The organism is Bifidobacterium choladohabitans, assembly GCF_016102005.1.
Lineage (GTDB): Bacteria > Actinomycetota > Actinomycetes > Actinomycetales > Bifidobacteriaceae > Bombiscardovia > Bombiscardovia choladohabitans.
The window spans coordinates 63,293-87,522 of the sequence record NZ_JACFPL010000003.1 but is presented as its reverse complement, the minus strand read 5'-3'; the positions used below and the strand labels follow the sequence as shown (position 1 = coordinate 87,522).

Annotated in this window: 15 protein-coding genes; 4 read left to right on the top strand and 11 right to left on the bottom strand. The window is 61.8% G+C overall.

Annotated features, from left to right (window positions below; genetic code table 11):
* Positions 1-12 precede the first annotated feature (12 nt).
* The 4 genes from H3S97_RS06450 to metG all read right to left on the bottom strand — a co-directional run bounded on the left by H3S97_RS06450 (position 13) and on the right by metG (position 9,143).
* Positions 13-1,920, bottom strand: a complete 1,908-nt coding sequence (locus H3S97_RS06450; protein WP_198220047.1) for an ABC transporter ATP-binding protein — start codon at positions 1,918-1,920, stop codon at positions 13-15.
* A gap of 29 nt (positions 1,921-1,949) precedes the next feature.
* Positions 1,950-3,788, bottom strand: coding sequence for an ABC transporter ATP-binding protein (locus tag H3S97_RS06445; protein ID WP_198220046.1), 1,839 nt, complete (start codon positions 3,786-3,788; stop codon positions 1,950-1,952).
* 225 nt (positions 3,789-4,013) lie between these two features.
* Positions 4,014-7,034, bottom strand: a complete 3,021-nt coding sequence (locus H3S97_RS06440; protein ID WP_198183523.1) for an HAD-IA family hydrolase — start codon at positions 7,032-7,034, stop codon at positions 4,014-4,016.
* A 237-nt stretch (positions 7,035-7,271) separates the two neighbouring features.
* Positions 7,272-9,143, bottom strand: a complete 1,872-nt coding sequence (gene metG, locus H3S97_RS06435; protein ID WP_198183521.1) for a methionine--tRNA ligase — start codon at positions 9,141-9,143, stop codon at positions 7,272-7,274.
* A 396-nt stretch (positions 9,144-9,539) separates the two neighbouring features.
* Here metG and H3S97_RS06430 point away from each other — a divergent pair, with 396 nt between their 5' ends.
* Complete coding sequence (locus H3S97_RS06430) at positions 9,540-10,016, top strand: hypothetical protein (protein WP_052690649.1); 477 nt, start codon at positions 9,540-9,542, stop codon at positions 10,014-10,016.
* The gene (locus H3S97_RS08405; protein WP_232356345.1) at positions 10,013-10,474 is read left to right on the top strand and encodes a variant leucine-rich repeat-containing protein; all 462 of its coding nucleotides are present in this window, start codon (positions 10,013-10,015) and stop codon (positions 10,472-10,474) included. Before H3S97_RS06430 ends, H3S97_RS08405 begins: the two co-directional genes overlap by 4 nt.
* Here H3S97_RS08405 and rsmI read toward each other — a convergent pair.
* Positions 10,438-11,391: a 16S rRNA (cytidine(1402)-2'-O)-methyltransferase gene (gene rsmI / locus H3S97_RS06420; RefSeq protein ID WP_198183862.1), complete on the bottom strand. Its 954-nt coding sequence runs from the start codon at positions 11,389-11,391 to the stop codon at positions 10,438-10,440. The genes H3S97_RS08405 and rsmI overlap by 37 nt on opposite strands.
* 226 nt (positions 11,392-11,617) lie before the next feature.
* Between rsmI and H3S97_RS06415 the strand changes: the two genes are divergently transcribed.
* The gene (locus tag H3S97_RS06415) at positions 11,618-13,174 is read left to right on the top strand and encodes a dolichyl-phosphate-mannose--protein mannosyltransferase (RefSeq protein ID WP_232356360.1); all 1,557 of its coding nucleotides are present in this window, start codon (positions 11,618-11,620) and stop codon (positions 13,172-13,174) included.
* Between the two features lie 807 nt (positions 13,175-13,981).
* Here H3S97_RS06415 and H3S97_RS06410 read toward each other — a convergent pair.
* The 6 genes from H3S97_RS06410 to H3S97_RS06385 form a co-directional block, all read right to left on the bottom strand.
* Complete coding sequence (locus H3S97_RS06410; protein WP_198176947.1) at positions 13,982-15,604, bottom strand: type 2 periplasmic-binding domain-containing protein; 1,623 nt, start codon at positions 15,602-15,604, stop codon at positions 13,982-13,984.
* A 96-nt stretch (positions 15,605-15,700) separates the two neighbouring features.
* The gene (locus H3S97_RS06405; protein ID WP_198220045.1) at positions 15,701-16,372 is read right to left on the bottom strand and encodes a YesL family protein; all 672 of its coding nucleotides are present in this window, start codon (positions 16,370-16,372) and stop codon (positions 15,701-15,703) included.
* Between the two features lie 87 nt (positions 16,373-16,459).
* Positions 16,460-17,380: a carbohydrate ABC transporter permease gene (locus tag H3S97_RS06400; RefSeq protein WP_227028615.1), complete on the bottom strand. Its 921-nt coding sequence runs from the start codon at positions 17,378-17,380 to the stop codon at positions 16,460-16,462.
* Between the two features lie 37 nt (positions 17,381-17,417).
* The gene (locus H3S97_RS06395; protein ID WP_198220117.1) at positions 17,418-18,431 is read right to left on the bottom strand and encodes an ABC transporter permease; all 1,014 of its coding nucleotides are present in this window, start codon (positions 18,429-18,431) and stop codon (positions 17,418-17,420) included.
* Positions 18,432-18,866: 435 nt separating this feature from the next.
* Complete coding sequence (locus tag H3S97_RS06390; protein WP_198220044.1) at positions 18,867-20,306, bottom strand: glycoside hydrolase family 1 protein; 1,440 nt, start codon at positions 20,304-20,306, stop codon at positions 18,867-18,869.
* A gap of 53 nt (positions 20,307-20,359) precedes the next feature.
* Positions 20,360-21,262 carry a TetR/AcrR family transcriptional regulator gene (locus H3S97_RS06385; RefSeq protein WP_198220043.1) on the bottom strand — a complete coding sequence of 301 codons (903 nt, stop codon included), beginning with the start codon at positions 21,260-21,262 and terminating at the stop codon, positions 20,360-20,362.
* Between the two features lie 412 nt (positions 21,263-21,674).
* On the opposite strand from H3S97_RS06385, the gene H3S97_RS06380 reads away from it, so the two are divergent.
* Positions 21,675-24,176, top strand: coding sequence for a GH36-type glycosyl hydrolase domain-containing protein (locus H3S97_RS06380; RefSeq protein ID WP_198220042.1), 2,502 nt, complete (start codon positions 21,675-21,677; stop codon positions 24,174-24,176).
* Positions 24,177-24,230 lie beyond the last annotated feature (54 nt).

The following is a 24,230-nucleotide window of genomic DNA, read 5'->3' as shown; positions in this document are numbered from 1 at the left end:
TAGGTCAGTCTTCTATCGCGCAGAGGCGGCCGGATCCTGCTGAACCTGGCTGCCCTGTTCCGCATCATCGCCGGGCTGTGCCGATTGCGCCTGGTCGCCGTTGGCAGTGCGGATCATGGCATACTGGGACTCGTGCAGCCGGTAGTAGGCACCTCGCTTGGCCAGGAGCTCCTGGTGGGTGCCGTGCTCCACAATCTGCCCGTGATCGATGTAGAAGATCTGGTCCGCATTCTCGATGGTGGACAACCGGTGGGCGATGACGAAGGAGGTCCGCCCCTTGAGCAGGTGGGCCAGTCCGGCCTGGAGGGCCTCCTCGGTGCGGGTGTCGATGCTGCTGGTCGCCTCGTCCAGGATCAGGATGCGGGGGTCGGCCAGCAGAACCCTGGCAAAGGCGATCAGCTGCCGTTGACCTGCGGAGAGGGTGGATCCGCGCTCCTCGACCTTGGTATCGTAGCCGTCGGGCAGCTCCATGATGAACTCATGGGCGTGGACGGCCTTGGCGGCCTCCTCGATCTGCTGGTCGGTGGCATCCAGACGGCCATAGCGGATGTTCTCGCGCACGTTGCCGGTGAAGATGAAAGTGTCCTGAAGCATGACCCCCATCTGCCGGCGCAGGGAGGCCAGGGTCACGTCGCGCACGTCATGCCCGTCCACGCAGACGCTGCCCTCGGTCACGTCGTAGAAGCGCGAGAGAAGGTTGACGATGGTGGTCTTGCCGGCACCCGTGGGCCCCACCAGGGCGACCGTGCTGCCTGCCGGCACATGGAAGTCCACCAGGTTGAGGATGTTGCGGCCTCCGGGCTCGTACTTGAATACCACGTCGTTGAAGTCCACCCTGCCCTCGACCGGCGGCAGCTCCATGGCCCCCGGGCGGTCCTCGATCTCCGGGTGGACGTCCAGGGTCTCGAAGATACGCTCCAGGTAGGCCGAGCAGGTGATCAGCTGGTTGTAGAAGTTGCCGATGTTGATGATGGGGTTCCAGAAGTTGTTGGCATAGCCGACAAAGGCGATCAGCATGCCCGTGGTCACCTGCACGCCGCCCAGGCCGGTGATCCCCAGATAGTAGATCAGTGCGATGGTGATGGTGGAGATGTTCTGCACTCCCGGCCACATCAGGTACTGGATGTGCACGGCCCGCATCCAGGAGCTACGAACCTGCCCCTGCTGCTCCTGGAAGGTGTGGAATTGCTCGCGCTCCCTGACGAAGGTCTGCGTGGTCTTGACCCCTGCGATGGACTCATGGATGTAGGCGTTCAGATTGCTCTGCTTGTTGGACAGGCGCTGGTAGGCCCGCCGCTGGAATCGCTGGAGTACCAGCACATAGAGCACCAGCAGGGGCATGAGGACCAGGGACCAGAGGGTCAGCCTCCAGTCGATGACGAACATGACCACCAGGGTCAGCAGGAAGGTGAAGATGTCCGCGATCACGTTGATCAGACCCGAGCTCAGGGTATCCGAGAGGGTGTTGACGTAGTTGACCACCCTGATCAGGATCTTGCCGTGGGGTCTGGAATCGAAGTAGGAGAAGGGCAGGGTCTGGATGTGGGTGAAGAGGTCCCGGCGCATGTCCTTGAGCATGAGCTGGCCCACCTGGGTGATGGCCACGGTCCGGTACCGCAGGAGGAGCTCGTAGACCACGATGGCCAGCAGGAAGACCGCGCCCAGGGTGAAGAGCCGGACCGGGTCCTTGGAGGGGATGACCGTATCGATCATGGTCTTGGTCATGTAGGGAATGGCCACGGCGATGGCGCTCATGGACAGGACCGCCGCAAGGATGATCACCCCCTGGCGCAGATAGGGCTTCAGATAGGCCCCTATACGCTTGATGTCACCGAAGTCGATCTGCTCCTCCAGGTCCTCGTCCTCGCGGAAGGTGTTCCTGCGCGCGGTGCCCGCCGAACGTTGCTTTTGCTGCTTCATCGTCTCACCTTGCCATGCCTGCTGATGTGTCAGAATCCCGCCGACTGCCCGGATTGCAGCCCAAGCTGCTTGCGGTAGATCCGGTAGTAGCGGCCGTGGGCGTGGACCAGATCCTCATGGGACCCGCGTTCTACGATCCTGCCGTGGTCCAGGACCAGAATCAGGTCGGAATCCTTGATGGAGGAGATCCTGTGGGCGATGGTGACCATGGTCCTGGTGCCCTCCATCTCCTGCAGATGCCGCTGGATGGTGGCCTCGGTCTCCATGTCGACGGCCGATGTGGTGTCGTCCATGATCAGGATGGCCGGGTCGTCAGCCAGGGCCCGGGCCAGGCTGAGCCGCTGCTTCTGGCCGCCCGACAGGCCCACGCCGCGCTCGCCCACCACGGTGTCGTAGCCCTCGGGCATCCGGTTGATGAAGGAGTCGGCTCCGGCCATGGAGGCCATGGTCCTGACGTACTGCTCGTCGTCGCGCTGGGCTCCGAAGGCGATGTTGTCGCCGATGGTGTCCGAGAAGAGGAAGGTGTCCTGGGCCACGATGTTGACCTGCCGCCGCAGCAGGTCCAGGGGCCACTGCCTGGCGTCGATCCCGTCGATGAGCACATGGCCCACGGTTGGGTCGTAGAAGCGGGCCACCAGGCTGACCAGGGTGGACTTGCCCGAGCCGGTCTCCCCCAGTATGCCCAGCCGGGTGCCGGCCGCCACGTGGAAGTCGATGTCCTTGAGGATGGGGGTCTCCGGATCGTCGGGGAAGGCGAAACTGACGTGGTCGAAGCGGATGTCTCCGCGGATCCTGACCGGGTCCTCGGTCTGCTCGCCGTTGACCTTGGCACGGACCGTGGCCGCCTGGACCACGCCGGCCTGGGCGTTCTTGCGCTCGACGATCCTGGGTTCGGCCGTCAGCAGCCGACGGATCTTGACGCAGGAGGCGTTGAAGCGCTCCACGTCGTTGATCAGCCAGCCGGACTGGCGCACCGGGCCGTCGATCATCCACAGGAAGCTGTTGAAGGAGACCAGGGCTCCCAGTGTCATCTGCTGGCGGATGACCAGCCAACCGCCCAGGATCAGGGTGATCAGCTGGAGCATGTAGGAGCAGCCGTCCAGCCAGGGCATGTAGGTGCGGCTGTTGCGGGCGGAGTCCATGTTGCGCTGCATGTAGTCATCGTTGTGCCGATCGAACTTCTCGGTCTCATAAGGCTCGCGGACGAAGGCCTTGACCACCCGGTTGCCCTCGATGTTCTCCTCGACCATGGAGTTGAGGGATGCCAGTGAGTTGCGGATGGCGTAGAAGAGCGGGTGGGCGTGCTTGGAAAGCTGCCAGGTGAAGTAGAAGAGGAATGGGGTCACAGCCAGCAGGGCCAGGGCCAGCCGCCATTCGATGGCGAACATGACGGCCAAGGACCCGGCGAAGAGGCAGACGGCATCCAGGATGTTGTAGGAGACCCAGGAGACGAAGTGGCGGATGGCATCGGTGTCCGAGGTCATCCGGCTCATGATGTCGCCGTTGCGGGTGTGGTTGAAGTAGGTGAAGTCCATGTCGTGGAGCTTCTCGTACTCGTCGCTGACCAGCCGATAGATGGTGTTCTGGCCGAATCGCTCCATGAACATCTGGTAGCCATAGCGGCAGACACTGCGCCCAAGGGTGACGGCTATCATGGCGAAACAAAGCCTGGGCAGCCGATCCTCATGCCCCTGGCCAATGACCTGGTCCACGATCATGCCCGCCAAAATGGGCATAAGCATGACCAGGACCTTGTCCGCCGCAAAAAGCAGGAGGGCGGCGGCGATTCTACCGGCGTCCGGCCTGCAATAGGGGAGGATCCATCGAAGGTTGCTGCTGTGCTGATTCTTTGCAGAATCGACGTACATTGGAGGACACCCTCACGTTCCCTGTTGAACTTCTCTGATCTGGTCTCTTCTCATTGCCGTGACCGTCCGGGAGAGTGACTGACCGATGGTGACGCCCGGCTATGTTCCTCGCCTCTGCAACGCCGCGCGTGTCCGCCCTGGATTCGTCAAGCGTTGCCTATTCTATTGGAGCCTCAACCAGATGCAACCCCGGATCCCGGCGTGTCTAGGCCCGGAATCCAGAGGTCATATGTGGCGTGGATGCCCCTGGACCAGAAGGTCCAACTCAGGTCCTGACAAGCGCTTCAGATCGACACCGTCTGTTGTTACGGCAACCCGGAACCTGGTACCCCGCACCTCCAGCTCGTAGGTCAGCGAGCGCCAGGCTGAAGGCAGATGGGGGTCGATGCTCAACCCGGTTCCGCCGGTGTCACGCAGGCCCCCGAAGCCGCAGACCAGGCTGGACCAGACGCCTCCGCAGGCGGCCAGGTGGATGCCGTCGGTCGTATTGGCATGCAGGTCGTCCACGTCCGTAAACAAGGACCGACGGAAGTACTGCATGGCCAGCTGGTCATGCCCCACCTCGGCGGCGAGGATGGACTGGGAGGCTGCAGACAGGGTCGAATCCCCGGTGGTCAGCGGATCGTAATAGTCGAAGTCAGCCAGCTTCTGCTCCGGAGTGAACCAGGAGCTGAGCAGGTAGAGGGCCATGACCACGTCGGTCTGCTTGAGCACCTTGTGCCGGTAAATGACCAGCGGATGGTAGTGCAGCAGCAGGGGCCTGGCCGTGAACTGGTCGAAGTGCCAGCGGGGGCGTTGCATGAACTGGGCATCCTGGGCATGGACCCCCTCCTGATCGTCGAAGGGGACGAACATGGCCTCGGCCGCACGAGACCACTTGGCGGCCTCCTCATCGTCGAAGTGCAGCCTTTGACGGATGGCGCCGATCAGATCCGGGTGCTTCTCACACAGGTGTTGGTAGGCCTTGTAAGCGGCCAGGAGGTTGAACCGGGCCATCTGGTTGGTGTAGAGGTTGTCGTCAACCAGGACCGTGTACTCGTCCGGGCCGGTCACGCAGTGGATGTGGAAGCGGCCGTCCTCCTTGTAGCGCCCCAGGCCCATCCAGAGACGGGCCGTCTCCACCAGGACGTCGATGCCCTCGGCCTGCAGGAAGTCTTCATCGCCGGTGACCTGCACATACTGGGCCACCGCGTAGGCGATGTCGGCATCAATGTGGTACTGGGCCGTGCCCGTAGGGAAGTAGGCGGAGGCCTCCTCGCCGTCAATGGTCCTCCAGGGGAAGAGGGCACCGTTCAGGTTGAGCGCGCAGGCCCTGCGCCTGGCGGCAGGCAGCATCAGGTAGCGGTAGTGAAGGACGGCTCTTGCCCGGGCAGGCGCCGAATAGATCAGGAAGGGGAGAATGTAGATTTCAGTGTCCCAAAAGTAGTGGCCGCTGTAGCCGGATCCGCTCAGGCCCTTGGCACCCACGCCGTTCTCAATCTGGGCCGTGGACTGGGCCAGCTGGAAGAGTTCCCAACGCACCATCTGCTGGGTGCGACCGCCATCCTCGGCCTGGATGCGGATATCCTGCCGCTCCCAGAACCGGTCCAGCCATTCCCGTTGGCGTCGCTCCAGCTCATCCAGGGAAAGGGTGCTGACCTCCTCCAGCCGATCGCGGCAGTCCTCGACCAGATTCCTGGTACCCTCGCCCCGGGTCTGCACGACCAGACCGTTGCCGCTGGTGCCGGCCGGAAGAATGGGGTGGCTGCGGTAGACGGCGTAACGGACCAGTCTGGTGGAACCGCCCTTGGGCACATCCATGCGCCAGCCGGAGCCTTCAACAGGGCGTCCGTCCCTGAACTGCCTGACGCCCAGGGCCAGGCTGAGCCGTGAATTATTGCATCGGAAGACCCTGCAATCCGCACTCAGCTCGCCATAGACCGCATTGTCCAATACCTCGTGGATTCCGCAGCCGTCCACAAAGGTCGATTTGCGGGGGTCGCTGGAGTTGACATGGCGGGGGTTGTCGGCGTTGACCGGTCCCTCGACCACCACAGCCATGTCCCGGTCAGGCGACTCGACAGTCAGCGTGCAGACGCTCAGGCTGCGGTCATACAGGCAGACCATGCGGGTGAGCACGGTCTTCAGGTGGATGCCGTGGCCCAGATCGTACAGATTGGTGGTGGTCGCGATTCCTGTTCGGAAGTCCAGACGCTGCGTGGTCTTCTCCGGCCGACCCAGGGGCAGCCCCTCCACCTTGAGGGTGAAGTCCGAGGCATCGGGCACCCCCTGGATCAGCTGGCCCACCTTGGCATATCCGTAGGCACTTTCGGGATGGGCTATCCGGAAGGTGTCATGGAAGCCGCTTAAGAAAGTACCGTTGCCCAGGCAACGTTCCCCGCCGCCTTCACCTCTGACACCGACAGAACCGTTGGTGACCGAAAAGACCGTGGCGCTGACCGCGTCGGGCCGACCGACCTCGCTGAGCCCCCAGTCCTCCACAGGGAAGCGATCCTCATCCAGACCGGGATCCTCCCCCTGCCCGCGCTCGCTGGCATCGTCGTCGATCAGCTCGATCAGCTGGTCCACCACCAGGTCCGCACCCGCCTTGAGCAGCTGCTCGCGACCGGCGCCCCTGTCCACGCCCACAACCAGGCCGAACCTGCCCGCGTGACCGGCGGCCACACCAGAGATGGCATCCTCGACCACAACAGCATCCTCATTGCGCAGTCCGAGCACCTTGGCCGCATAGGCGTAGGTATCCGGGGCAGGTTTGCCCTGCAGACCCATCTCGTCCTTGAGATTGCCGTCCACCACAGTGTCGAAGTATCCGGCGATCCCGGCAGCCTGGAGGACCTGGGCCGTGTTGCGCGAACTGGACACCACAGCCAGACGCTTCTTGTCGGTGCGCAGGTGCCTGAGCAGATCCACCGTGTCCGGGTAGGGATCGATGCCCTTCTGCTTCAGCATGCGCTCAAAGGTCATGTTCTTGCGATTGCCGTATCCGCAGACGGTGTCCAGCTGCGGATCGTCATCAGGGTTGCCCCAGTCCAGCTCAATGCCCCTGCTGCGCAGCAGGGCGTCGACACCGTCATAGCGGGGCCGGCCATCCACATAGGCGTAATAGTCCTGCTCCGTGTAGGCCGGGACGTTCGCGGGCAGGACCTGATCGAACAACGCCTTCCAGGCGGCCTTGTGCAGGATGGTCGTGGGCACCAGCACCCCGTCCAGATCAAAGAGCACACAGGCGAATTGGGCAACCTTCATGGTTACACATCCTATGAGTCTTCCATGACGAAAGAACCCGGCGGTTCGAAGAACCACCGGGCGAGAAGAGAGAGAAGAAGGGGTTCAGTTATCGGGGCCGCATGACCCCCATCGGCCAGTATTTCAACCGACAGAACAAATATAACCAGCGCTACCTTGGAGGAAGTGCCCGAAAACCTCAAAGTTCTCTGTGAATCATGAACTGGGGCCCGAGCTCACATTCGGGCGCGTCGGCCGCTACTTGCCCTGGTCGCCCAACTTGGCCTGCTCAGCCTCGAACCTGGCGCGCTCCCTGGCCTTGCGACGGTCCAGCTGCTCCTGGAAGCGGTCCAGCTCCTCCTGCACGGCTTCCTTGGGGATGCGCGGGAAGATGGGTGTGGGCCGATCAATCGGCGTACCGTCCCTGAGGGGCTCGCGCGCCCAAGGATGGACCGTCTCCCCCAGCCGGTAGTCGCCGGTGATGATGGGATAGTGGAAATCGGACCGATCCAGGTCGTCAACCTCCTCGACACGGGGCAGGGGCGAGAAGGTGCCCTTGCCACCCATGGTCTCCCAGACCCGCTGAGAGGCATGAGGCAGGAAGGGGGCCAGCATGGTATTGGCGTCCAGCACGGCCTGGGCTGCGGTATGCAGGACGGCAGCCAGTCGGTTCTGGTCATCCTTGATTTTCCAGGGCTCCTGGGCAGAGATGTACTTGTTGATGTCTCCCACCAGAGCCATGGCCTCGACCAGGGCGGCCTTCTGGCGATGATTCTCGATCAGGGAGCCCACAGTATCGAAGGCCTGCAGGCTGCGGTCCAGCAGGGCATTGTCCTCCTCGGTCAGCCAGTCCTCCTCGATGCGGGGGATGCTGCCGAAGTCCTTGTTGAGCAGGTTGGCCACGCGGTTGACCAGGTTGCCCCAGGAGGCGGCCAGCTCCTCGTTGTTGTGCCGGACGAACTCAGCCCAGGTGAAGTCCGAGTCCGAAGTCTCCGGCCCGGCGATGGAAATGTAGTAGCGGACTGCATCGACCGGATAGCGTGCCAGGATGTCCTTGACGTAGATGACGATGCCCCTGGAGGAGCTGAACTTCTTGCCCTCCATGGTCATGAACTCGCTGGCCACCACCTGCTCGGGCAGGTTGAGTTCGCCGTAGGATCCCGGCTGCCCGCCCTTGGACCCCTGGCCGTTGTAGGCCAGAATCTCCGAGGGCCAGATCTGCGAGTGGAAGGTGATGTTGTCCTTGCCCATGAAGTAGTAGCCCAGGGCCTTGGGGTCATTCCACCACTTGCGCCAGGCCTCGGGGTCCCCCTGACGGCGGGCCCATTCGATGGATGCCGACAGGTAGCCGATGACGGCGTCGAACCAGACGTAAAGCTTCTTGTTGGGATCGTCGACCCAGCCGTCCACGGGCACGGGAATCCCCCAGTCGATGTCGCGCGTGATGGCCCGCGGCTTGACCTCCTTGAACAGCCCCAAGGAGAAGTTGAGCACATTGCTGCGCCAGCCCTTCCGGGTCTTCAGCCAAGCAAGGTTGGCCTCGGCCAGAGCGGGAAGATCCAGGAAGAAGTGCCTGGACTCCTCAAACCGGGGCGTCTCCCCATTGATCTTGGACACAGGGTTGATCAGCTCATCCGGATCCAGCTCGTTGCCGCAGTTGTCGCACTGGTCGCCGCGAGCGCCATCAGCGCCACAAATGGGGCAGGTCCCCTCAATATAGCGGTCCGGCAGGGTCCGGCCGGTGGAAGGAGAGATGGCCACCTTCTGCTGTCCCTCATAGATGTAGCCATTTGCACGGCACTGGCGGAAAAGCTCCTGCACCACCTTCTCATGATTGCCGGTCGTGGTCCTGGTGAAGAGGTCATAGCTGAGCCCCAGATCGCACAGATCCTTGACGATGACCCGATTATAACGGTCGGCGATCTCCTGAGGACCCACTCCTTCGGCGTCAGCCTCCACCAGGATGGGAGTGCCATGCTCGTCGGTCCCCGAAACCATAAGGACATCATTGCCCTTCATGCGTTCGTAGCGTGCATAGACGTCCGAGGGAACGCCGAACCCAGCGACGTGGCCGATGTGACGGGGCCCATTCGCGTAGGGCCAGGCGACGGAAACAAGGATATGACTCATACCAGCAAGATTATCGACTCAGGCCTACAATCCCCCCGCTCGTCCACAGGACTGCCACCGAGCAAGCGAATTATCCACAAATGCACAAATTCGGCCCTCTCCCAGGCAAATCCGGACAGGACCATTTACAGTCGAACCATGAATCGAGAACACGCGCTCGGGGGAGCGCCGTGGACGCCTACCACTGCCGTTGGCGCCAGCCACCCCCCTAGAGCTACCACCAAGCCGCCAAGTCGACCACTACAAGCCGGTGGAGCGCCGACGCATACCCGCAGCCGTCCTTCCACGGCCGAATTTGGGGTCCCGATCCCCGAACCCGAACCGCTGCCCAGTCTGATCCGAACCGAGGATCTGCCCGGTCCACTCAGCCTCAGTCTGCTGGTCAAGGAGGGAATCGTGACTTGTCTGGACCAATCCTGCTGCTATCTGAACGAACAGGCTGAGGGACTCTACGGTCGCGCCTCCATCGTCACGCCCATGGTGCCTTACGGCGCAGCGGCGTGCGGCGGTCTGGCACTCTGGATATGGATCAACGGCCAATTTCCCGATGCGCTGGACATCATCTCCAACTCCCACTTCCGCACGCCGGTTCACGGCAGGCCCCTGCGACCCCACCAGCGACAGCTGGATGCCCGCTACCTGATGAAGCTCGGGAAGCTCTGGGTGACTTCGCCGCTCTGGACGGCCTGTGATCTGGCCTGCGATTCATCGGGGCAATGCAACGGCGAGGAGACCATGACGGTCTTGCATGAACTCATGGAGCGGTATCAGGTCAGCTGCGGATCCTGCGAGAAGCTCCTGTCCTCCAACCCGCGCTGGCCTGGCCACGCTCAAGGGCTGGAGACCATAAGACGGCTCAAGGCGATCCTATGAATCAACCGATGGGAGGTGGCCAACGCGGGCATGGCCATCATCGACTCCGGGGCCGGGACCGGGACCGTCGTGGATTCTCCGCCGCTGAACGCATGGCCCGGCTCGCGACTGCCGTCAGCAACCGGCCACACCCCTGCACGGAAGACGATTTGAACCGAGATGATTCCATTGGCCTGGAACCGATGGCCGAGGTGCGCGCCCCACCGCCGGAGCCTCCCTTGGTGCCAACGGCCCTGATGGCCACAGACCCCGAGACCGACCCGAGCATCCTCTGGGCCATCGCCCGGGAGGAGCCCCGGCTGCGTCGGTGGCTAGTGGCCAATCCCGCCGCTTCGCCAGCCCTGCTGGAGACCGTCTCCCAGCTGGGTGGGCCCGGCGTGCGCAGGGCACTGGAGGTGCTGCTGGACGAGGGGAACGGGAATCAGTCCTCCTCATCCTCTTCAACAGCCAAGGCATAGATCCTTTTCCGATTGGGCAGGCTGCCATCGGCCAGGGAATGCTCGGCAGCCACCCGGGCGATGGCCTCCTTGAGGCGCAGGCCCTCGGATCGGGCCAGATCCCGTGCCAGAGCGGCCAGCTGCCGGTCATCCATGGCCTCAGGATCATTGCGCCTGGCCTCCAGGGCGGAGGCACCAGCCACGACCAGGACCATCTCTCCCCGGGGAGGGTCCTCCTGAAGGGATCGCACAACGTCCCCGATGGTGCCCCGCCGGATCTGCTCATGCTCCTTGGTCAGCTCCCGACAGAGGGCCATGAGCCTGTCGGGGCCGAAGACCTCCTGAAGGTCCTGCATAGCCTGATCAATGCGGTGGGGGGTCTCGTAGAAGACCATGGTCCGCTCCTCGCTGCGCAGGGTGCGCAGATGTCGCAGCCGTTCCTGGTGCCGGCGGGGAAGAAATCCCTCGTAGCAGAAGCGGTCGGTCGGCAGGCCGGAGAGGGCCAGGGCATCCAGCACCGCGCTGGGGCCGGGAGCACAGGTGACCGGTATGCCTCGCTCGATGGCCCGCCTGACGATGGCCATACCCGGATCGTTGATGGTGGGCATGCCCGCATCCGAGACCACCAATGCGCAAGCTCCGTCACGAACCTGATCCAGGATGGGATCGGCCATCCGCCGTTCATTGTGATCGTGATAAGCCATAACCCTGCCGCCTACGCGCACTCCCAAGCGGTTGGCCAGGTCGTAGAGCCTTCGCGTGTCCTCCGCTGCCACCAGGTCCGCCGACTGCAGGAGCTTCACCAATCGCGTCGAGGCATCGGCGACATTGCCGATAGGCGTGGCCGCCAGCACCAACGTTCCACGTGAAACACTGGATGAAATCGGCTCCTCATGACTTTCTCCGCCCTGTGTATGTCCATCGCTCCGGCCATTCATGCTGCTCATGCCTTTAGTATGGCCTAATCTAGGGGTGATGACATCTTTGGCAGGGCTTTCTTCGCAGCATCGCTCCTCCAGACACGGCAGGCACGCAGCCCACCGGTCCGGTCGCCCTGTCATGCTGTCCATCTTCAGCAAGCCAAAGGGTCAGCATACCAAGCGAGGAATCAACCGGATTCCCCGGCTCTCCCATCGGCAGAGCGGGTGGCTGGCCTGCATACTCATGGCTCTTCTGGGAGGGCTCCTGCGGTTTGTACGGCTGGGCAGCCCCCGGGCCATCGTCTTCGACGAGACATATTACGTCAAAGACGCCTGGACCATGCTGATGACCGGCGAGCCACGCAACTGGCCGAAAACAGCCGGTCCGCTGGACCTTCCCATCGACCAGATCTTCGCCCAGGGGCACACCAGCGGCTGGCTGCCCCAAGCCGAATACGTAGTCCACCCTCCGGTGGGCAAGTGGTGCATCGCCCTGGGTCTCAAGTTCTTCGGAGGAGCCGGCAACCCCTTCGCCTGGCGAGCGGCCACTGCCCTGGCCGGCACCATCGCCATCCTGCTGCTTTGCCGTGTAGCTCTGCGCCTTTTCCACAACCTGCCTATCGCCCTGACGGCAGGCTTCCTCATGGCCATAGACGGTCTGGGCATCGTCATGAGCCGTACCGGCCTGCTGGACAACTTCGTCATGGTCTTCGTCCTGGGAGCCTGGCTGTGTCTGATGGGCCATCGGGACTGGGCCCGGGCAAGGCTGCGACAATCCTGGGCCAAGGACCAGGCTGACTTCCGTCTGCATTACCGGGTGAAGGTCATTCAGTCACAGGGACATCAAGGGCAGAAAAGCCGTATCGAACTGCCCGTGGCCACCACCGGCCCCTTCATCGCCTGGTCCTGGTGGCGGACCGGAGCCGCCCTGTTACTGGGCCTGGCCACCGGCACCAAGTGGTCTGGCGCATATTTCTTTGCCGTCTTCGCGCTGATCTCGGTGCTCTGGGACGGCTGGGAGCGCCATCAGGCAGGGTATGGATCCTGGCTGCAGAGCGCCGTGTTCAGGGACGGGCTCCCGGCGGCCTTGCTTATGATTCCCGTCTGGGCGGGCACCTATCTGGCCTCCTGGACGGGATGGTTCCTGCACGGCGATTCATTCATGCACAATTGGGCGGCCCAGCACCCTGGCCAGGGCCTGACCTGGCTGCCGGAGGGGCTGCGGTCCCTGGCTGAATACCACCGGCAGATGTGGCACTTCCACACCACCCTGCATACCCGTCACCCATACATGGCCAACCCCCTGACATGGCCTCTGCAGGTCAGGCCCACCAGCTTTTACTGGCAGAAGCTCACGGGCTTCCCCGGTCTGTGCGGACTGGCCAAGGACTCACCCTGCGTGGCCGCCGTTACCTCCCTGGGCAATCCCCTGACCTGGTGGCTGGGCAGCATCTGCATGATTTTGGCCATCGTCATCGCCGTCGTGGTCAAGCACGGAGATTGGCGGATCTGGGGGGTACTGGCAGGCATGCTGGCCGGCTGGCTGCCCTGGATTCAATACATGAACCGGACCACCTTCACCTTCTACTCCATCGTCATCCTGCCCTGGATGATCCTGGCAATCTGCTACGTGGCCAACTGGCTACGGCAGAACTCCGACAGCATCCTTTACCGACAGACCATGATCATGGGCCTGACTCTGCTGGGCCTGACCTCGGTCTTCTTCTATCCACTGTGGACCGCCATGCCCATCCCCTACGATTTCTGGCGCATGCATATGTGGCTGTCCAGCTGGATCTAAGACAAAGGCGAGGCGGTCGGACAGCGATGCCCAACCGCCTCGCGGACGCGTTTATAAGCCGTCGTGCTCAGACTGCCCGGTCGCGGATGATCTGCGCGTACCGCAGACCGGAATCCTTCCAGATCCGCTTCTGGGTGTCATTGTCGACCCTAATCAGCCCAAAGTTCGATGGACGCCGGTCCTGATCCTGATGAAAAGGTCATGGCTGAGCCCCAAATCACACAAAACGCCGGCATTCGACCGGTTATAACGGTCACCTTCCGAACTTTGGCGGTTTGAGGACCCTCCAATGATCTGGCCCAAGGTTGCGGCGACCCGGCAGGCTCGTTCCAAGTGAGGGCACCGGTGTCCAACAAAACACCCTGGGAGGGGCCGAAACCGGTCATGCTCACCCCGGCAGGAAACGGAGGCAGCCGACCACAATGGTGCAAGAGGGCAACCCACCGGGAGAAGGCAAGAGCCCGGCGGGTAGCCCTCCTGTTCCGTGAATCCGACAGCACTCCGGGGGGGGGGGGGGATGCCATGCCCTCAGGCTGACTTGGGCGGGGAAGTGTCCACCCGGAGGGGAACCGGAGAACTCTGTCGAAAGACCGTGCCGAGCATCCCCCTCCGCCCTCCGAACCCGGACCATTGACGACCATGGACCCGTCCACAGAAACGGCCGAGCTCTGATGGAGCCAGTCGCCAACCCAGCCGCCTCATCGGCCTCCCCAGAGAACGTCTCGTGGGGTGGGCGAGCCCGAAGCCCGACGGACCCTGGATACCCTCCGTGAATCACTGGAGGGCCCCAGGGCACGTCTGCATCCCTCAGTTCTTGGAGTAGTACTGGTCGTAGGCCTTCTGCACCAGCTTGATGTTCTGATCCAAATTGGCCTTTTTCAGAGTCTGCACATAGTTGTCCCAATCCTGGTCCACACCACCCTTGGTCACCCACTGGGCGAACTTGGTCATAGCGGTGTTCATCAGGGTTGTGTTGTTGTTCTGCATGGTGGTCTGGTCCTCGGAGGAATACTTGAGGGCACCCGGAATGACATCCAACTTGGGATCCACATGGGCCAGAGCCGGCTCAAGAGGCTGCTCCTGGCCCTTGACCTCCTCGAGATCCGCCGGCAGCTCGATCTTGAGATTCGGACGTATCCAGTAGGGAGAGTCATCAGCCAGGGTCTCCGTCCACTTCCAGGTGGAGGGGTCCTTGGTGGAGTCAGCAGGCGGCAGGACCTTATAGGAGTCCGGCCCTGTCTTCTGCACATCCGTGCCCAGATCACCCCAGAGCATCTGCAGGGACATGTCCTGCCCATAGAAGGCATTAGCCACCTTGATGGCGGTCTCCTTGTTCTTGCTCTTGGCCGAGACCACAAGTGCGAACTCGCTGTAGTCCAACCGGTCCCCCTGGGTGTCGTAGACCAGCTCATCCGGGTTCTGATCGGCCTTGGCCTTCAGCTGGGGCATGGCCACATACTGACTGGCCAACTTGTCGCCAAAGCGGTCGGAGGCCGTCCACCCCCAGGTGAAACCGATCTTGGCCTTGTCGCCCTGTCCTCGCGCGGTGGACTGGGACTTGGAGTAGTCGTGGGTGAAAGCGTCCTTGGCGATCAACCCCTCCCCCCAGAGCCTGTTGAGGTACTGGATCAGCTCCTTGTAACGGTCATCGGTCAGGAAGGACTTGACCTTGCCCTTGTCAGCATAGAAGCCCTGGCCGCCACCTACCGACGTCACGATGCCCAGGCTCCCCAGCAGGAGGGTGGGCTGATAGTCACCGAAGCCACCGGTACCGGGAGACTGGAAGTCAAAGGGGATTTCGTCGGCCTGTCCGTTCCCATTGGGGTCCTTGGTCTTGAAGGCCTTGAGCACCTCCTCAAGCTCATCCCAGGTGGTCGGCACCTTCAGGCCCAGCGTGTCCAGCCACTGCTTGTTGATGTACATGTGGCTGACGGCCTTGGGCCAGATACCCTTCTTGACGGCGGGCAGGATGTAGATCTTCCCGTCCGGCATGGAGACCACCTGCTTGGCCGTGGGGTCGGTCTTGAACATCTTCTTGACATTCGGCATCTTGTCCAGGTCCTGGCTCAGATCCTCGAAGAGGGTGCTATAAGTGGCTATGTCCGCCAGGTTGATCCCCTTGAGAATGAGGTCGGGCACATCGCCGGCCGCAAGCATGGCCTGCTTCTTCTGGTCCCAGTCCGAGCTGGCCTCCTGCCAATGGATTTCACAGCCACACTCCTTCTCCAGCTGCTTGGGCCACTTCATCTTGGATATCTTCTTGGTCAGAGGGTGCTTGGCTACGGCTATCGTGATGATCGGCTGGCCCTGGGCATTGGTGGTGGGCTCCTTGGAACCGCCGCAACCGGCCAGCATCATCGACATGGCCATCGTCATGGCCCCTATGGCCACCAGACGGTTCCTGAACCTGTGTTTCCCGAACGAACTCATGATTCGCTCCTCCTGTTCGACAGTGAACTTCTCTGCTTACCCCGGGCCCATGCGCCGATCGCACCGGTCCAGGCGGTGTACTTAATGACGGATCCGTCACTCTCCTTTCGTTGCCATCTCGCCCTGCGCGCCCCGGCGCATCCGGATGGAAAAACCGTCGAGCCTGCCGTAGAACCAGACCGCCGACGACGACAGGAGGCAGGGCAGGGCAGGCCCGAAGACTACGGCCAGGCCGGGCCAGGACCAGCAGGCAAAGGCCATAAGGGCCAGACCGAAAGCCAGGACCACACTCATCCAGGGACGCGCCAGAACCATCTGGACCGACCTGACCAGAATCCAACCGACCCCCTGGTCGTAGAGGGCGAAGAGGACCCAGGACAGGGCAGTGGCCAGAATCATAAAGACCATGAGGCAGAAGAGGATGCCGGAGACGAAAACCCCGATCCTACCGGTCCGATGAAAGTTGACGATCCAATAATCCCCCAGCAGGAGGGCCCAGATGGCCGCCTGTGCCCAGCCGAAAATGTTGGCCCCCCTGAGCTCCTTCTTCCACAGACGATGGAAGGTCCGCCAGGTCTGAGCGATCCCCCACTCCCTGTCCTCATCTGTCAGCCACCTTCTGAAAACCCCGCAGGTTGCGGCCAGGGAGGGGAAGAAGCCTACCAGGACAAGCCCCATGATGGTGTGTGCCAGCAGGGCCAGGTTGGTGATGAAGGCCACCAGGACCAAGCGGGCCGCCTGCTCGTATCCGAGGGCGAATCTTTGCATGCTTCCTCCTTTCCCGGGTACAGCCATGACTGTCCGGCCCATATCCGACCTGTCTTTGCTCCCCGTCAGTAGGACGGTCCGGTGCGGTCAGCCTTTGATCGCCCCAATCATGACCCCCTTGTTGAAGTACTTCTGTATGAAGGGGTAGATGACCAGGAGAGGGAGGGTGGAGACGATGATCACCCCGTATTTGATCTGGTCGGCGAACTCCTGCCCGTATCCGGCACCGGCCGTCGAGCCCGACCCCCCCTGGAAAGCCTGGTTGGACAGGAGGATGTCACGCAGGACGATCTGCAGGGGTTGCTTGTCGTAGGTGCGTATGTAGACCAAGCCGGTGAAGAAGTCATTCCAGTGCTGCACCAGGTAATACAGGCCGATGACGGCGATGATGGCGGAACTCAGGGGGATGACGATCCGCGTAAAGTAGCGGAAGTACCCCACCCCGTCGATCTGAGCGGCATCGTGGAGGTCCTCGGGGATGGAGCTCTCGAAGAAGGACCGGGCGATGATCAGGTTATAGACATTCAGGGCCTGGGGAATGACGAAGACCGCCCAGGAGTCCAGGAGACCAAGCTGTTTGTAGAGGAGGTAGGTCGGGATCAGACCGCCGTTGACGAACATGGTAATCGTGAAGAAGAGCATGATCAGGCGGCGCCACTTGAACTCGGGCCGGGAGAGGGCGAAGGCCGCCGGCATGGTGACCACCAGGTTCAAGACGGTGCCTGCCACAGTGTAGATCAACGTATTCCGGTAGCCGTTCCAGATCCTGTCATCCCCGAGAATCTGCTGGAAGCCGTAGGCCGAAATGCCTTTGGGAATCCAGGTGACCTGGCCTGTGTTGACCAGGGTCTGATCAGAGACCGAAGCGATGATGATGAACCAGATTGGGTAGAGGATGGAGGCCACTATCAGCAGCAGGATGAGGACGATGATCAGGTCAGCCAGCCAGTCTCCCAGCGTCTTCCCCCCGATAAGCCGTCTGACCCTGCGGGCCCCGGAGCGTGCCATGTCTTGCGTGTTTTCCATTTTGTTGTCTTCCTCCCCCTCAGAAGATGCCGGTGTGAGACACCCTCCTGGAGATCTGATTGGCGATGACCAGGAAGACGAAGTTGATGAGCATGTTGAACAGGCCGATGGCTGTGGAATACGAGAATTGATTCTGCAGGATGCCGATCTTGTAGGTGTAGGTCGATATGACCTCGGAGGCTGGCAGGTTCAGGGTGTTCTGCATGAGGAAGACCTTTTCGAAGCCTACGTTGAGCACACCGCCCATGTTCAGGATCAGGAGGACGCCGGCCGTGGGCATGATGGCAGGTATATCGATGTAACGAATAAGCTGAAAACGGCCTGCCCCGTCCATCTTGGCTGCCTCGTAGAGGGCCACGTCGACCGAACTGAGGGCGGCCAGGTAGATAATCGAGTTCCAGCCCATATGCTGCCAGACCTCGCTGATCCAGTAGATGGGCGTAAAGGTGCTGGGATTGCCCATGAAGTTGGCGTTGTCGACGTGGAGGAAGGAGAGGAAACGGGTGAGCAGACCTGTGGAGGGGGTCAGGAAGAGGTTGATCATGGCCACAATCACCACCGTAGATATGAAGTGCGGCATGTAGGTGATGGTCTGTACGAAGCTCTTGACCTTGGTGGAATGGATCTGGTTGATCAGGAGAGCCAGGATGATGGGGGCGATGAAGCCCATGACCAGAGTCCACAGACTGATCCTGATCGTGTTGACCATGAGGGGCTTGAACATAGGTGAGGCGAAGAACTGCTTGAAATACTGGAAGCCCACCCAGTCGCCTCCGGTGAGGCCCTTGGTAAAATCATACTTCCTGAACGCCAGTTGAATGCCGTACATAGGGCCGTAGTTGAATACGGCCACGAACAGCATGGCTGGAAGCACCATGACCCATAAGGGCCAACAGCGCTTCAGGGAAGATTTATACCCCCCCCCCCGCGACGAAAGGACCTTATGTGCCTTGGCGGGTTTGGAGGAGGCGAGGCGCGCGGTTTTACCGGAAGTCTTGACCTGACGGTCGACTTCTGCATCGGTTCCGTTCATGCTCAGCCCTTCTATGACTAGTTTCGCTCCCATCCGGCTCAATCCTTGAACCTGGGGGAATCCACAGCCGGCAACTGTGCCGTCATGACAACGCAAGTTTATCTATCGTTGTAAAAATTGTCAATTCGGTCCAAAACCGCCTATTGACGCTGGTGCACGATCATCCTGGGCCCCATCGTCCCGGTCTCCCTGTCTTGTCTGCCCCTGTGGACGGCCCTACCGATTCCTTGTGGGCTCCGATGAATTCACATGTGGCAACCAAGCTGGATATGAGGGGGTTCGGAAATCAGGAAACTTCAATCATGCCGGCGGGGAGAGTCACCCCCTCCCCTGCCTGCATGATCAACCTGATTAAATGTTCAGGATCGGTGGTGCGGCCCACAGATCGCATGCGGAGCCGTTGCCGACCGCAGACCAATCGGTATCAGAGCCCTCTCAGATGGCATTGGCCTGAACAATCCGGGAGTAGCGCCTTCCTGAATCCTTCCAGATCCGCTCCTGGGTGTCATAGTCGACCCTGATCAGCCCAAAGCGCTTGGTGTAGCCCAGGGCCCACTCAAAATTGTCCAACAGGGACCAGGCGAAGTAGCCGGTCACCCGGGACCCGGCCTGGATGGCCCTGGCCACGGCTTTGACATGCTCTTCCAGATAGGCCACCCGCTTGGGGTCGTGAACGATCTTCCCGCCGGGTGCGTCCGGATCCTGACTGACCTGGTCATCCCAGGCGGAGCCGTTCTCGGTCACCATGAGTTCCATGTCAGGGAAACGTCGGCCCAGCTCGACCAGTACATCGGTCAAGCCCTGGGGCTCCTGGTTCCAGCCCATTCCCGTCAGCTCTCCCTGCGGGGCCTGCCCTTCCACGCCCTCCTGGGCTGGCATGGCGTTGGCATGGCGATCGACCAGCTTGCCCTCAGGGCCGACCGAGGCATCGACGGATTCGTCATCAGCCCTCCTGGCCTTTACATAGGTGGTGGCGTAGTAGTTCAATCCCAGGACGTCAAGGGGCTGATGGATGGTCTCCAGGTCACCGTCCCGCACGAAACGCCAGTCGGTATCCTCCCCCGCCGCCTGACTGACACCTTCCGGATAAGCACCCTCCAGCATGGGGGCCAGGAAGACCTCGTTGGCGAAGAGGTCGGCCCTCTTCTTGGCGGCACGGTCCTCCTGGCTGTCCGAGGCCGCCCGGGTAACCTGAAGGTTGAGGGTGACCGAAAGCCGGGCATCCTGCCCGACCTGGGCCCTGATGGCCTGGCAGGCCAGTCCATGGGCCAGGTTCAGATGGTGGACGGCGGCCAGGGCCTGGTCGTAGTCCTTGATCCCGGGGGCGTGGGCACCGTTCCCATAACCCAAATAGGCCGCGCACCAGGGCTCATTCAAGGTGGTCCAGGTATCCACCCGGTCGCCGAAGGAAGCGGCCAAGGCGGAGGCGTAGTCGCCGAAGCGGAGGGCTGTGTCCCTGCTGGGCCAGCCACCTGCATCCTGTAGGTACTGGGGAAGGTCCCAGTGGTATAGGGTGACGATGGGCCTGATCTCATTGTCGCGCAGCATATCAAGGACCCTCAGGTAGTGGTCCAGCCCGGCCTGGTTCACCGGACCACCGGCCATGGGGAAAATGCGGGACCAGGATATGGACATGCGGTAGGCGCCAACACCCATCTGCTTCATCAGGGCTATGTCCTCCGGATAGCGGTGATACTGATCGCAGGCCACGTCACCGTTGGACCCGTCGACGACCACGCCCGGTTGGGCACAATATGTGTCCCAGATGGAATCCGTCCTGCCGTCCTCATGTGCCGCCCCTTCCACCTGGAAGGCAGCAGTGGCCGTCCCCCAGGTGAAATCGGAGGGGAAGATGAACTTACTCTCTTGGCCCATGCCAATCCTTTCTTTCGTTGCTTCCATGTCCATGGCGCTTTACGCGCTTGCGGTCATTTGCTGTCTTCCGGCCGGTGGACGCCCCCGGTAGCCGTTGTCCCATCACAGGGGTCGTCTGACCGAGGCTGCCGGTCCTGAACCGCCTGCTCCCCACCCGTGATAAGGCCGTAGGAAGCCAGGCAGACTTCGGAATCCGGATCGATGTCACTAGGGTCCATGAACCCATGCCACTTCTCCTGGGGGAAAAGCTCGTCGGAGAAGGCGAGCCACTCGGCCACCAGGTCGGCTGACCCGTCAGCCAGCCAGCGGTATTGCAGGCCATCCATGGCCGACATGCACAGCATCCACATGTGGTGGAAGCGGTCCAGGTCGTATCCTCTGGGCAGGCACCAGTTCAGTGACTTGATGGTCTGCCAGAACTTCTGGTTGCGGCCTATGAAATAGCGGTGGGCCGGGTGTGAGGGGCTGAGGGCCTCCCCGTTCAGGATGGAGAAGAGCTTGACCATCTCCGGCCTGCGGGCATTGAAAATGACGTTGTTGGCGCAGAATCGGGGGAAGAAGAGGAGGTTGTGTCCATCCGCATCCGTCCCCGTACAGGTCTTGTAGATGAATTCGTCGGCCTCAGGGGAGTCATAGGCCTGCTCCATGACCATGCTGAACAGGTCGTTCTTGGAGTCGATGTAATGGTAGAGGGCGGCCTCGGTGATGCCCACCTGATCGGCCACGTCCTGCAGGGACATCCCCCAAAAGCCCTTGGCGGCAATCACCTTGACGGCTGCCTTGACAATCTGGTCCCTGCGTTCATCGGCGGTCATCCGCTTACGCCGTGTGAATCCCTTGCCGGTAAAGACCTGACGGGCACGGGGGTTCTCCGAGAAAGTGGACCCGCCCATCGGACCGGATCCGGTGACCTTCCTGCCGGCCCGGTACTGGTTCCAATCATCTACGCCAGTCATGAACCCCCTTTACTCAGGCACCTGGCGGGCGATGGGACCCTGTCCCTGGAGTTGCCACCCGCCCTTGCGGGTCCCCATCATGACTGCAGGCGGCTCCGACGTGCCCAATCTTCGGAGTTCGGGCCTGTTGGTCGCCGCATGAATTCAACCATTATAGGAAATCCGCACACGCTTATCTATAGGTTTATCAATGAATGCTATCATCTTAGTCAAACGATAATACAAACGCGGGTCGCAAGCCTTGGCTGTCCTTCCCGGAGCGGGGTACGACTCCGGCAGCTATTCCGGCAGGACACTGCTGCTTTCAAGGGGTTGTGACGCCCCTGGACAGTCCTGAAGGGTCGCCTACGGCCTGCCCACCTGGCCCCAACCCGACGGGCTGGGCCAAGGTCGCATTGAGGATAGGGAGAACATGCAATACGGTCATTTTGACGACGCAGCCAGAGAGTATGTCATCGACACACCCGCCACCCCGTTGCCCTGGATCAACTATCTGGGCAACCAGGACTTCTTCTCCCTCATCTCCAACACAGGCGGCGGCTATTCCTTCTATAAGGACGCCAAGCTCCAGAGGATAACCCGCTACCGCTACAACGGGGTACCAGCCGACAACGGCAGCCGCAACTACTACCTGAGCCTTATGGATCGGGACAACCCAGAGTCCGCCCCCCTGGCCACATGGTCGCCCACCTTCCTGCCCTCAAGGACTCCCCTGGACCGGTACAGCTGCCGCCAGGGGACCGGATACACCATCTTCGAATCCTCCTACAAGGGGATCGATACGGTCATGACCGCCTTCGTTCCCGTGGATGCCGATGCCGAAATCAACCGTCTAAAAATCAGGAACACCACCGACTCCCCCATCCTCCTGGATGTGACCGGCTGCGTGGAGTGGTGCCTGTGGAACGCCGTGGACGACTCCAGCAACTTCCAGCGCAATCTGTCTACAGGCGAAGTGGAGGTAGAGCAGGGCCCGGAAGCCACCATTGTCTATCACAAGACCGAGTACAAGGAACGCCGGGACCATTACGCCTTCTTCGGGGTCAACCGGCCCACCTGCGGGTTCGACACCAGCAGGGACGAGTTCCTGGGTAAGTTCAACGGCTGGGACACCCCCGAAGCCATCACCGAGGGCAGGGCCCGCAACTCCGTGGCACACGGTTGGTTCCCCATAGCCGCCAACAGGGTCAGGCTGTCCCTGGATCCCGGCCAGGAGGAGAGCCTGGTATTCATCCTGGGCTATGTCCAGCTGCCCAAGGAAGACAAGTGGGAGGACCCCGATGACCCTTCCAAGGTGGGAATCATCAACAAGGGGCCCGCGCACGCCCTCTTCGACCGCTTCAGGAGTGACGACCAGGTCGACCAGGCCTTCGCTGATCTCAAGGCCTACTGGACCGCCATCCTGGGCCGGTTCACCCTGGACAGCGGCGACCCCCGCCTGGATCGAATGGTTAACATCTGGCACCAGTACCAGTGCATGGTCACCTTCAACCTCTCGCGCTCGGCCTCCTATTTCGAGTCAGGCACGGGGAGGGGAATGGGCTTCCGCGACTCCAACCAGGACCTCCTGGGCTTTGTCCACCTGATCCCCGACCGCGCCCGTCAGCGCATCATCGACATCGCCTCAACCCAGCTGGAGGATGGGTCGGCCTGGCACCAGTACCAGCCCCTGACCAAGAGGGGGAACGCCGACATCGGCGGCGGCTTCAACGACGACCCTCTCTGGCTGGTGGCCGGCACCTACGCCTACCTGGCCGAGACCGGGGATTCCTCCATCCTGGAGGAGCCCGTCCCCTTCAACAATGTGGAGGGGACCGAGAAACCCCTCCTGGAGCACCTGCACCGGTCGATCGGGTTCACGATGAACCACCTGGGCCCGCATGACCTCCCCCTGATCGGACGGGCCGACTGGAACGACTGCCTTGACCTCAACTGCTTCTCCGATACACCGGGAGAGAGTTTCCAGACCGTAGAAAACAATGACACAGGTGTGGCCGAGTCGGTCCTGATCGGAGGCATGTTCGTCCTCTACGCCGGCCACTACGCCGACATCCTGGACCATTACGGGACGGATTGCGGGATGGCCAGGGATGCTGTGGCCCAGGAGACCGCCTCGGTCCGCCAGGCCATCGAAAAGATGACCCATGCCGTGGAGGAGGCCGGCTGGGACGGCCAGTGGTTCCTCAGGGCCTACGACGCTTACTCCCGTCCTGTCGGTTCCCACGCCGACACCGAGGGACAGATCTACATCGAACCCCAGGGGATGTGTGTGATGGCCGGTATCGGTCTCGATGACGGCAAGGCCCGACAGGCCCTGACCTCGGTCAAGGAGAGGCTGACCTCCTCCTGGGGTACGGCCATCCTGGCCCCCGCCTATTCCACCTACCGGATCGAACTGGGCGAGATCTCCTCCTATCCCAGGGGGTACAAGGAGAACGGCGGCATCTTCTGCCACGTCAACCCCTGGATCTCCATAGCCAACGCCATGGTCGGCGATGACGAGGAGGCCTTCGCGGTCTACAGGCGTACCTGCCCGGCCTACCTGGAGGAGAAGTCCGACATCCGCAAGGTGGAGCCCTACGTCTACTGCCAGATGATGGCCGGTCCCGAGTCCCCCACCCCCGGCGAAGGAAAGAACTCCTGGCTGACAGGTACGGCCGCCTGGTCCTTCGTGGATGTCTCCCAGTACCTGCTGGGGGTCAGGCCCACCTTGGACGGACTGGTCATCGAACCCCACCTGCCCGCCGAATTCAATGACCTGACCGTCGGCAGGACCTGGAGGGGGGTCACCTATCGGATCTCCATGAAACGGACCGGAAGGCGTTCGGTCAGCCTGGACGGCCACGAACTGAGTGGCGGAATGGTACCACCCCAGACCAGCGAAAATCCGGTGGACGTGACCGTGACCTTCTGAAGTGACACTGGGTCATCCGGTGATTTACAATGAGCCACGGCCTGCGGGCCCTAA